Annotated in this window: 12 protein-coding genes; 11 read left to right on the top strand and 1 reads right to left on the bottom strand. The window is 68.0% G+C overall.

Annotation, left to right across the window (positions count from 1 at the left end; translation table 11 throughout):
- The 9 genes from thrS to pdxT all read left to right on the top strand — a co-directional run.
- On the top strand, positions 1 to 1270 hold a 1270-nt coding region (gene thrS, locus QOC69_RS08035; protein ID WP_526438133.1), incomplete at its 5' end, for a threonine--tRNA ligase.
- A complete protein-coding gene (locus QOC69_RS08030; protein WP_526438131.1) occupies positions 1267 to 1836 on the top strand; it encodes an ATP adenylyltransferase in 570 nt (189 codons plus the stop codon). The genes thrS and QOC69_RS08030, both read left to right, overlap by 4 nt.
- On the top strand, positions 1833 to 2561 hold the full coding sequence (gene pgsA / locus QOC69_RS08025) for a phosphatidylinositol phosphate synthase (RefSeq protein WP_526438129.1): 729 nt from the start codon (positions 1833 to 1835) through the stop codon (positions 2559 to 2561). The genes QOC69_RS08030 and pgsA overlap by 4 nt, the downstream gene beginning before the upstream one ends.
- Before the next feature lie 26 nt (positions 2562 to 2587).
- Positions 2588 to 3580 (top strand): phosphatidylinositol mannoside acyltransferase, encoded by a 993-nt coding sequence (locus tag QOC69_RS08020; protein ID WP_526438139.1) that lies wholly within the window; start codon positions 2588 to 2590, stop codon positions 3578 to 3580.
- The gene (locus QOC69_RS08015) at positions 3580 to 4704 is read left to right on the top strand and encodes a glycosyltransferase family 4 protein (protein ID WP_526438127.1); all 1125 of its coding nucleotides are present in this window, start codon (positions 3580 to 3582) and stop codon (positions 4702 to 4704) included. The genes QOC69_RS08020 and QOC69_RS08015 overlap by 1 nt, the downstream gene beginning before the upstream one ends.
- A gap of 58 nt (positions 4705 to 4762) precedes the next feature.
- Entirely contained in the window at positions 4763 to 5782 is a 1020-nt protein-coding gene (locus tag QOC69_RS08010) for an NUDIX hydrolase (RefSeq protein WP_526438125.1), read from the top strand.
- Between the two features lie 102 nt (positions 5783 to 5884).
- A complete protein-coding gene (gene pdxS, locus QOC69_RS08005; protein ID WP_526438137.1) occupies positions 5885 to 6784 on the top strand; it encodes a pyridoxal 5'-phosphate synthase lyase subunit PdxS in 900 nt (299 codons plus the stop codon).
- 42 nt (positions 6785 to 6826) lie between these two features.
- Positions 6827 to 7672, top strand: coding sequence for an acyl-CoA thioesterase II (tesB, locus tag QOC69_RS08000; RefSeq protein WP_526438123.1), 846 nt, complete (start codon positions 6827 to 6829; stop codon positions 7670 to 7672).
- A complete protein-coding gene (pdxT, locus tag QOC69_RS07995; protein WP_526438121.1) occupies positions 7669 to 8253 on the top strand; it encodes a pyridoxal 5'-phosphate synthase glutaminase subunit PdxT in 585 nt (194 codons plus the stop codon). The genes tesB and pdxT overlap by 4 nt, the downstream gene beginning before the upstream one ends.
- 55 nt (positions 8254 to 8308) lie before the next feature.
- Here pdxT and QOC69_RS07990 read toward each other — a convergent pair whose 3' ends face one another.
- On the bottom strand, positions 8309 to 9880 hold the full coding sequence (locus tag QOC69_RS07990; protein ID WP_526438119.1) for an FAD-dependent monooxygenase: 1572 nt from the start codon (positions 9878 to 9880) through the stop codon (positions 8309 to 8311).
- A gap of 95 nt (positions 9881 to 9975) precedes the next feature.
- On the opposite strand from QOC69_RS07990, the gene QOC69_RS07985 reads away from it, so the two are divergent.
- Positions 9976 to 10584, top strand: a complete 609-nt coding sequence (locus QOC69_RS07985) for a TetR/AcrR family transcriptional regulator (protein ID WP_526438117.1) — start codon at positions 9976 to 9978, stop codon at positions 10582 to 10584.
- A gap of 85 nt (positions 10585 to 10669) precedes the next feature.
- Positions 10670 to 10741, top strand: a 72-nt coding sequence (locus tag QOC69_RS07980) for a hypothetical protein (protein ID WP_526438135.1), incomplete at its 3' end; no start/stop codon positions are given.

Genomic DNA, 10741 nt, shown 5'->3' with positions numbered 1-10741 from the left:
CCGCAAGCTCGGCACTGAACTCGACCTGTTCAGCTTCCCCGACGAAATCGGTTCTGGCCTACCGGTCTTCCACCCCAAGGGCGGCATCATCCGGCGAGAGTTGGAGGACTACTCGCGGCGCAAGCACATCGAGGCCGGCTACGAGTTCGTCAACACCCCGCACATCACCAAGGCACAGCTGTTCCACACCTCGGGGCACCTGGACTGGTACGCCGACGGCATGTTCCCCCCGATGCACATCGACGCCGAGTTCAACGAGGACGGCACGGTCCGCAAGCCCGGGCAGGACTACTACCTCAAGCCGATGAACTGCCCGATGCACTGCCTGATCTTCCGGGCGCGCGGCCGGTCCTACCGCGAACTTCCGTTGCGCGCCTTCGAGTTCGGTGCGGTGTACCGGTACGAGAAGTCCGGTGTGGTGCACGGCCTGACCCGGGTGCGCGGCCTCACGATGGACGACGCTCACATCTTCTGCACCCGCGATCAGATGCGCGACGAGCTGACGTCGTTGTTGCGGTTCATCATCGACCTGCTGGGTGACTACGGGCTCGACGACTTCTACCTCGAACTGTCGACGAAGGACCCGAAGAAGTTCGTCGGGTCCGACGAGATCTGGGAAGAGGCCACCAACACGCTCGCCGAGGTTGCTGCCGAGTCCGGGCTGGAATTGGTGCCCGATCCGGGCGGCGCGGCGTTCTACGGCCCGAAGATCTCGGTGCAGGCCCGTGACGCCCTTGGCCGCAGCTGGCAGATGTCAACGATCCAGCTGGACTTCAACTTTCCCGAGCGGTTCGAGTTGGAGTACACCGCGGCCGACGGCACCCGTCAACGGCCGGTGATGATCCACCGCGCCCTGTTCGGCTCCATCGAGCGGTTCTTCGGCATCCTTACCGAGCACTACGCGGGGGCGTTCCCGGCCTGGCTGTCGCCGGTCCAAGTGGTGGGGATCCCGGTCGCCGACGCGCACGTGGAGTATCTGGAAGGCGTTGCCGCGCAACTGAAGGCGCGAGGCATCCGGGCCGAGGTCGACACCAGTGACGATCGGATGGCCAAGAAGATCGTCAACCAGACCAACCAGAAGGTGCCCTTCATGCTGCTCGCGGGCGACCGCGACGTGGAGGCCGGCGCGGTCAGCTTCCGGTTCGCCGACCGGACCCAGATCAACGGGGTCTCTCGCGACGACGCGGTCGAGGCCATCGCGGAGTGGATCGCGAGGCGCGACAACGCCGCTCCCACGGCGGAACTGCTCGAGGTGGGCGCCCACCCGTGACGGACGATGACGTGACATCGACCGACGGCCACGAGATCGTCGATCACGGCGTCGGCGAAGCCGACCACCTCCAGCGGCTGTGGACGCCGCACCGGATGACCTACATCGCCGATGCGATCAAGACCGGCTCGGCGAAGTCGTCCGAACCGTTCACCGACATCCCCAACATGTCGGACGAGGACGGACTGGTGGTCGCGCGCGGCGAGCTCGTCTACGCAGTGCTGAACCTCTACCCGTACAACCCTGGGCACCTGATGGTGGTGCCCTACCGGCGGGTGGCCGAGCTCGAGGACCTCACCGTCGCGGAGAGCGCCGAGCTGATGGCGTTCACGCAGAAGGCGATTCGTGTGATGAAGGGGGTGTCCCGGCCGCACGGCTTCAACGTCGGGCTCAACCTCGGCACGTCGGCTGGGGGATCGCTCGCCGAGCATCTGCACATGCACGTCGTGCCGCGCTGGGGCGGCGACGCGAACTTCATCACCATCATCGGCGGTTCCAAGATCATTCCGCAGCTACTCCGCGACACCCGCCAGTTGCTGGCCAACGCGTGGGTGAGGCTGCCGTGAGCGACTACTACCTGCTCACCCGCGCCGCCTACGCGAAGCTCAGCAGACCGGTGGCAAAGGCCGCGCTGCGTACCGGGCTCACCCCGGACAGCATCACCATCATCGGCACCGCAGGAACGGTCATCTCGGCGCTGACGTTGTTCCCCATCGGGCAACTCTGGTGGGGCGCCTTCGCGGTGGCCGTCTTCGTCCTTGCCGACATGCTCGACGGCGCGATGGCGCGCGAACGCGGTTTCGGCACCAGGTTCGGCGGGGTGCTGGACGCCACCTGCGACCGGATCGCCGACGGCGCCATCTTCTGCGGCCTGCTGTGGTGGGCCGCGTTCGGCATGCACTGCACCTCGTTGGTGGTGGCGACGATGATCTGTCTGGTCACTTCACAGGTGGTCTCCTACATCAAGGCCCGCGCCGAGGCCAACGGGCTCAACGGCGGCGGCGGGATGATCGAACGGCCCGAGCGGCTGCTCATCGTGCTGATCGGGGCGGGCCTGTCGGGAGTGCCGTTCCTGCACGTGCCGTGGTTGGTGCACGTCGCGATGTGGGTGCTGGCCGTGACCAGCCTGGTGACGCTGGGTCAGCGAGTGCACGCCGTGCGCACGTCGCCGGGTGCGATGGAGCCCTTGGAGACCTCGGCGGCGCCCCGGCCGCCTGCCGATTCGGCCCAGCCGCCTGCCGATTCGGCCCAGCCGCCCGCCGATTCGACAGACGAAGCGAGCGAGGCGTGAGCACGCCGTCGGCGGGTCTGTCGAGCGTGCACGGGTTGAAGATTCCGCTGTCCGGTCAATTGGCCGATCTGGGCTATGGTGCGGGCTGGCGGGTGGTGCGCGCCATGCCGGAGTACGCCGCACGCAACGCGTTCGAGGCCGGTGCGTGGTACGCGTCCCGCGGCGGCGGACCGGACCAACTGCGCAAGAACCTGGCCAGGGTGATCGGGGTGCCGCCCGCCGAGGTGCCGGGCAGCCTGATTCGTGCTTCGCTTGCCTCCTACGCCCGATACTGGCGGGAGGCATTCCGGTTGCCCTCGATGGATCACCAGGTGCTGGCCCGCCGACTGAACGAGGCCGTACAGGGCAGCGAGAACGTCGCCGCCGCGCTGGAAGCGGGCCGGGGTGCGGTGCTGGCCCTTCCGCACAGTGGTAACTGGGACATGTCAGGGGTGTGGCTGACCAACACCTACGGCGCGTTCGCCACCGTCGCCGAGCGGCTCAAGCCCGAATCGTTGTACAACCGGTTCATCGACTACCGCGAGAGCCTGGGTTTCGAGGTGCTGCCGCTGACCGGAGGGGCGCGGCCGCCGTTCGAGATCCTGGCCGACCGGCTCCGCAACAACGGCCTGGTCTGCCTGATGTCCGATCGCGACCTGACCCGGTCGGGAGTGCAGGTCGATTTCTTCGGCGAGCCCACCCGACTACCCGCGGGGCCCGCCAAGCTGGCGCTGGCGACCGGTGCCGCGTTGCTTCCTGCGCATCCGTGGTTTGAGCCCGACGTGACGGTGACCACCATCCATCCGCCGCTGGACACCTCGTCGGGTGACGTCGACGTGATCACGCAGGCGCTGGCCGATCGGTTCGCCGCCAACATCGCCGCCCATCCCGCCGACTGGCACATGCTGCAGCCGCAGTGGATCGCCGACCTGTCCGACGAACGCCGGGCACGGCTGGCGGGGAACGCCGGCGCTGGGGGTCCCCCCGCTTGCGGGGGAGAGCGAAGCGACTCGGGGAATGATTCCGGCGGGGCGTCCTGATGCGCATCGGGATGGTCTGCCCGTACTCATTCGACGTACCCGGCGGCGTCCAGGCGCACGTGCTGCAGCTTGCCGAGGTGATGCGGGGCTACGGACACGAGGTCAGCGTGCTCGCCCCGACGTCGCCCGACACCTCGCTGCCGGACTACGTCGTCTCCGGCGGCAAGGCCGTCCCGATTCCGTACAACGGGTCGGTCGCGCGGCTGCGATTCGGCCCGGCCACCCACCGCAAGGTGAAGAAGTGGCTGGTCGACGGCGACTTCGACGTGCTACACCTGCACGAGCCCAACGCGCCGAGCCTGTCGATGCTGGCGTTGATGATCGCCGAGGGACCGATCGTCGCGACGTTCCACACGTCGACCACGAAGTCGTTGACGCTCAGCGTCTTTCAGGGCATCCTGCGTCCCTGGCACGAGAAGATCGTCGGTCGCATCGCGGTGTCCGACCTGGCCAGGCGCTGGCAGATGGAGGCGCTGGGCTCCGACGCCGTCGAGATCCCCAACGGCGTGGACGTGGCCTCGTTCGCGACGGCGCCGAAGCTCGACGGCTACCCGCGGCCCGGCAGGACCGTGCTGTTCCTCGGCCGCTTCGACGAACCGCGCAAGGGGATGTCCGTCCTGCTCGGCGCGCTGCCCGCATTGGTCGAGGCCCTTCCCGACGTCGAGGTGCTCGTGGTCGGGCGCGGCGACGAGGAGGAGCTGACGGAGGAGGCCGGTGCACTCGCCGGGCATCTGCGCTTCCTCGGGCTGGTCGACGACGCCGAGAAGGCGTCGGCGATGCGCAGCGCCGACGTGTACTGCGCCCCGAACACCGGCGGCGAGAGCTTCGGCATCGTGCTGGTCGAGGCCATGGCCGCAGGCACCGCGGTGGTGGCCAGCGACCTCGATGCGTTCCGCCGGGTGCTCGAGGACGGTGCCGCCGGCAGATTGGTGCCCGTCGACGATTCGGCGGCGCTCGCCTCGGCGTTGATCGAGATGCTGTCGAACGACGTGGTCCGCGAGCGCTACGTCGAGGCCGCGGCCAAGGCCGTGCGCCGTTATGACTGGTCGGTGGTGGCCCGACAGATCCTTCGCGTCTACGAGACGGTGGCTGGCGCAGGGGCGAAGGTCCAGGTGGCGTCGTGAGGGCGCTGGGGGTCCCCCCGGTTGCGGGGGAGAGCGAAGCGACTCGGGGTGCTAGTTGATGACCTGGCTCGCGGTGATCGTGCTCGGCCTCCTGGCCATGGTGCTGCTCGTCGGCGGCGTCTGGGCCTTTCAGACCGCGAACCGGCTGGACCGTCTGCACGTCCGGTACGACCTGTCGTGGCTGGCGCTCGACGGCCTGCTGGCGCGGCGCGCCGTGGTGGCCAGGGCAGTGGCGACCGACGCCTACGGCGGGGCCGCCGCAGGCCAGCGGTTGGCCGCGCTGGCCGACGCCGCCGAGCGGGCGCCGCGGTCCGGGCGGGAGGCCGCCGAGAACGAACTGTCCGGGGCGCTCGCACTGGTGGATCCCGCGTCGTTGCCGGTGGCGTTGGTGGCCGAGATGGCCGATGCCGAGGCGCGCGTGATGCTGGCCCGACGGTTCCACAACGACGCCGTCCGCGACACCCTTTCGCTGCGTGAGCGGCCGCTGGTGCGATGGCTTCACCTCGGTGGAACCGCGGCGTTGCCAACCTATTTCGAGATTGCCGAGCGATCCTCCCGGCGCTCCGTCGGGCCGGTGAACCCGCGCACGTCGGCCCGTGTCGTGCTGCTCGACGAACTGGGCTGCGTGCTGCTGTTCTGTGGTTCCGATCCGGCCAGCGAGGCAGGCGTCGCGCCACGCTGGTGGTTCACGGTGGGCGGCGCCGTGGAACCGGGGGAGGCGCTCCCCGACGCCGCGGTACGCGAGATCGCCGAGGAGACCGGGCTGCGCGTCAGCCCCGCCGACCTGATCGGTCCGGTGTGGCGGCGAGAGGCGGTGTTCGAATTCAACGGCTCGGTGATCCGCAGCGAGGAGATGTTCTTCGTCTACCGCACGTCGCGGTTCGAGCCGTCGACCAGCGGCCACACCGACTTGGAACGCCGCGCCATCCACGGGCACCGATGGTGTGACCAGGCCAGTATCGTTGAGCTGGCGGCCCGTGGTGAAACGGTCTACCCCCTGCAGTTGGCCGAACTGCTCGAAGAGGCCAGCCTGATGGCCGCGGGCGGGCCGACGCGAGAGTTGCAATCGATTCGGTGAGCTGCGGATCTAATCGATTTGGCCACGCCATTAGACTGGTTCAGTACTGATTTGGAGGAGATAGCCGTGGAATCCGGAGGGCAGGAGCGCAGCGACCGGGGAATCGGCGCTGCCGACATCTCGCAGACAGGCACCGTCCGCGTGAAGCGCGGCATGGCCGAGATGCTCAAGGGTGGCGTCATCATGGACGTCGTCACGCCCGAGCAGGCCCGCATCGCCGAGGCCGCAGGCGCCGTCGCCGTCATGGCGCTCGAGCGCGTGCCCGCCGACATTCGCGCGCAGGGTGGTGTGTCGCGGATGAGTGACCCCGACATGATCGAGGGCATCATCTCCGCGGTCACCATCCCCGTGATGGCCAAGGCCCGCATCGGTCACTTCGTCGAGGCGCAGATCCTGCAGAGCCTCGGGGTCGACTACGTCGACGAGTCCGAAGTGCTCACTCCGGCCGACTACGCCAACCACATCGACAAGTGGAAGTTCACCGTGCCGTTCGTATGCGGTGCGACCAATCTCGGCGAGGCGCTTCGCCGCATCGCCGAGGGGGCGGCGATGATCCGCTCCAAGGGCGAGGCGGGCACCGGTGACGTGTCGAACGCGACCACGCACATGAGGTCCATCGGCGGCGAGATCCGCCGGATCGGCTCGCTGAAGGACGACGAATTGTTCGTCGCTGCAAAGGAACTGCAGGCACCCTACGACCTGGTCGTCGAGGTCGCGCGGGCGGGCAAGCTGCCGGTGACGATGTTCACCGCCGGCGGCATCGCCACACCTGCCGACGCGGCGATGATGATGCAACTCGGAGCCGAGGGCGTGTTCGTCGGTTCGGGCATCTTCAAGTCCGGTGACCCGGCGGCGCGGGCCGCCGCCATCGTCAAGGCCACCACCTTCTACGACGACCCCGACGTGCTGGCCAAGGTGTCGCGCGGGCTGGGGGAGGCCATGGTCGGCATCAACGTGGAGGACATCGCGGCCCCGCATCGGCTCGCCGAACGCGGCTGGTAGGGGTGCGCCGCTCGCGCGAAGCGCAGATGGCACAGTAACCGCATGTCGATCGAAAAGATCCTCGATCTCGAGCAGCTCGAGATCAACATCTATCGCGGTGGCGTGTTCAGCCCCGAATCGGGCTTCCTGCAGCGCACTTTCGGCGGTCACGTCGCCGGCCAGTCACTGGTGTCGGCGGTGCGCACGGTCGATCCGCGCTACCAGGTGCACTCGCTGCACGGCTACTTCCTGCGGCCCGGCGACGCCAGGGCGCCCACGGTCTATCTGGTCGAGCGGCTCCGCGACGGCGGCTCGTTCGCGACCCGACGGGTGAACGCCGTGCAGCACGGCGAGACGATCTTCAGCATGTCGGCATCGTTTCAGACCGACCAGAGCGGCATCGAGCACCAAGACCCCATGCCTGCCGCGCCGCCGCCGGACGATCTGCCCGGCTTCCGGTCGGGTGGGGTGTTCGACGATGCCGGGTTCGCCCAGTTCGCGGAGTGGGACGTGCGCATCGTGCCGCGTGACCAGGTGACTCTGTTGCCCGGCAAGGCTTCGCAGCAGCAGGTGTGGTTCCGCCACACCGATCCGCTGCCCGACGACTCGGTGCTGCACATCTGCGCGCTGGCCTACCTCAGCGACCTGACGCTGCTGGGTTCGGCGCAGGTCAATCACCCCGACGAGCGCCAGCATCTGATGATCGCGTCGCTGGATCACGCGATGTGGTTCATGCGGCCATTCCGCGCCGACGAGTGGCTGCTGTACGACCAGTCCTCGCCGTCGGCGTGTGGTGGGCGTGCGCTGACCCAGGGCAAGCTGTTCAACCAGTACGGCGAGATGGTCGCGGCGGTGATGCAGGAGGGGCTGACGCGCTTCCAGCGTGACTTCACGCCCAACCGCGGGTGAGCGCGCCCCGCGTCGGAGTCCTTGCGCTGCAAGGTGATACCCGAGAACATCTGGCCGCCCTCACCGAGGCGGGCGCCGAGGCGGTGACGGTGCGCCGCAGGACCGAATTGGATGCCGTCGACGCGCTGGTGATTCCCGGCGGGGAGTCGACGACGATGAGTCACCTGCTGCGTGAATTCGGCTTGTTCGAGCCGTTGCGGGCGCGGCTGGCCGGTGGCATGCCGGCCTATGGCTCGTGCGCGGGCATGATCCTGCTGGCCACCTCGATCACCGACGCCGGCGTGGCGGGGCGGGAGGCCGTGCCGCTGGGCGCGATCGATATGACCGTGCGCCGCAACGCCTTCGGGCGACAGGTCGACTCGTTCGAAGGCGACATTCACTTCCAGGGGCTGGACGGACCCGTGCATGCGGTCTTCATCCGTGCGCCATGGGTCGAGCGAGTGGGCCCGGACGTCGAGATCCTCGCCGAGGCGGCGGGGCATCCCGTCGCGGTGCGGCAGGGTCCGATGTTGGCGACGTCGTTTCATCCCGAGATGACCGGCGACCGCCGGGTGCACCGGTTGTTCGTCGCCTCCCTGTAGCGATTTCGGCGCGGAAACACTCGGTGAGTGAACGTTAGCGCGCCGAGATCGCTAATTAGCGCGCAATCAGGGCGAAGTAGTCGGCGACACCGGCCGGGTCGTCCAGTGCGGTCACAGCACCGATGTAACCGTCGGGCCGCACCACGACGCGACCACCGGACCGCAATCCGTACCGCTTGGCGACGAGACCGTCCGGATCGACGATGACGGCGTCGTATCCACCGACCGGGGTGTCGTCGGACTTGATGAGGACCTGCACCTGTCCGGCCGGTCCCGCGGCGGGTGCCTGGCCGTCCGGCGCCGCGACGGTGAGCACCGTGTGACCCGCGTGCTCGGCCGAGCAGACCCGGCCGAGTTGCTTCTGCAGTCCGGGGTCGGCGGGATGGGGGAGATGCTGGCCGGCGACGACGTCCGCATGCCGCGGCCGCCTGTCGAGCACCGCTGGACTGCCCTGGTAGCCGATGCCGATCTCCTCGACGATGGTGGCGAGTTTGTCGCCGACGGCCGGGATGTTGCCCACGACCTTCATGATCGCGTTGCGCACCACGCGGGCGCCGCCGCGCAACGTCGCCGCCTTCGTCAGCGTGTTGGAGAAGCCGATCACCCGCTCGGCGACCGGGTAGCGCTCCACGTGATAGCTGTCGAGCAGGGCCTGGCCACCGTCGCCCCGGATCGTCGCAACGAGCTTCCAGACCAGGTTGAACGCGTCCTGCATGCCGGTGTTCATGCCCTGCCCGCCCGCCGGGCTGTGAATGTGAGCAGCGTCGCCGGCTAGGAATACCCGGCCGTGGCGGTAGGCAGGCACCTGGCCGTGATGGATCTCGAAGCAGGTCAGCCAGTGGCTTCTGGTGATGGTGATCCCGCCGACCCGGTCGTCGAGGATGCGTTGCAGATCGTCCTGGGTGGGTTGAAGATTGAGCGCGGTCCCGGGCGCGTCGTGGATCTCGGCCATGATCCTGGCGCGGCCGTGGCGCATCGGCATCACCAGCACGGGGCCCTCTGGCGCGAACATGGTGTACATCGACTCGTGGTCGAGGTCGGTGTCGGCGTCGCAGTCACCCAGAATGAAGCGCTCACCCTTGAACGAGCCCTTCAACTTCGTGCCGACCAGGTGGCGCACCGCGCTGTGGCTGCCGTCCGCGCCGATCACCCATGGAGTCGCCACCGTTTCGGCAGTGCCGTCGGAATGGCGCACGGTCAGACGCACACCATCGTCGTCCTGCGTCAGGTCGGTGAGCTCCGCGCCTCGATCGACGACGACGCCGAGTGACGTCAGCCGCTCGAGCAGTACTCGCTCGGTTTCGGTCTGGGGGGTGAGCAGTGAAAACGGGAAGGCGCTATCCACGCCGTCGAACTCGACGTGGAAGAGTTCCTCGCCGTTGCTGTACATCTTCATCCCCGTCGACTTCACGCCGGTGGCGACGAGGCGGTCGATGATGCCCATGCGATCGAACATGTCGAGGCTGCGCGAGTGGATCGCGATGGCGCGGGACTCGGTGGTGGGCTCGGCCAGCTTGTCGATGACGCGAACGCGAATGCCGCGGTGCGCCAGTTCGCAAGCGGCGACGAGGCCGACCGGTCCGGCGCCGACGACGACGGCTTCGGGGGTAGTCGGGATGCTGCTCATGCGCGGCTCCTCATTTTCACGTTGTGTTGAGACAAGTCTCACGGTATGTTGAAATTACCGTCGGCGCAAGAGGTGATCTTCGTAGGAGTCAATTCATGGTGAAGCGGTCATCCACCCCAGGGCCGCGCGACGAACGGGGCGTCCTCTCGGCGCGCATCCTGGCTGCCGCGCGTGAGGAATTCGCCGAAAACGGCTGGGCCGGTACGACGATTCGCGCGATCGCCAGGACGGCCGAGGTCGATCCCGCCCTCGTCTACCACTACTTCGCGTCGAAGGAGGCGCTGCTCGACGCCGCGACGACGCCCCCGCTCAGGTGGCTGGAGAGCGTGGCGAAGACGTGGACGACGCCGGTCCCCGAGCTGGGCACCGCGTTGTTGCGGCTGATGCTTGGTGCCTGGACCGACGAGGAGATCGGTCCCGTTTTGCGGTCGGTCATCCTGACCGCGGCGCACGAGCCCTCGACGCGCGAGAAACTGCGTGCAATCGTCGAGGGAAGCCTGATGGGACTCGCTCAGCTCGGCGTCGACGATCACGATCGCCTGGCGCGCAGCGGCCTGATCTCGTCGCAGATCATTGGCCTGGCGATGATGCGCTTCGTCTGGAAGATCGAACCGGTCGCGTCGATGAGCGAGGACGAGATCGTCGCGGCCGTCGCACCGAACCTGCAGCACTACATCGAGGGAGACATCGGGCCGGTCGAGTAGCCCCCGATGCGGTGCCGTTCGCCGTGAACCTCCACGTAGACTCGATGGTTGACCTTGTAGTCGGAGGAAAGCGAGTAGCACCTGCATGAGCGGCCATTCAAAGTGGGCCACCACCAAGCATCAAAAGGCCGTCAAGGACGCGCGCCGTGGCAAGGAA

The organism is Mycobacterium sp. (genome assembly GCF_032162105.1).
In the GTDB taxonomy this organism is placed as follows: domain Bacteria; phylum Actinomycetota; class Actinomycetes; order Mycobacteriales; family Mycobacteriaceae; genus Mycobacterium.
Note: the sequence above shows the minus strand (reverse complement) of the source record. Positions and strands in the feature narration are given on the sequence as shown.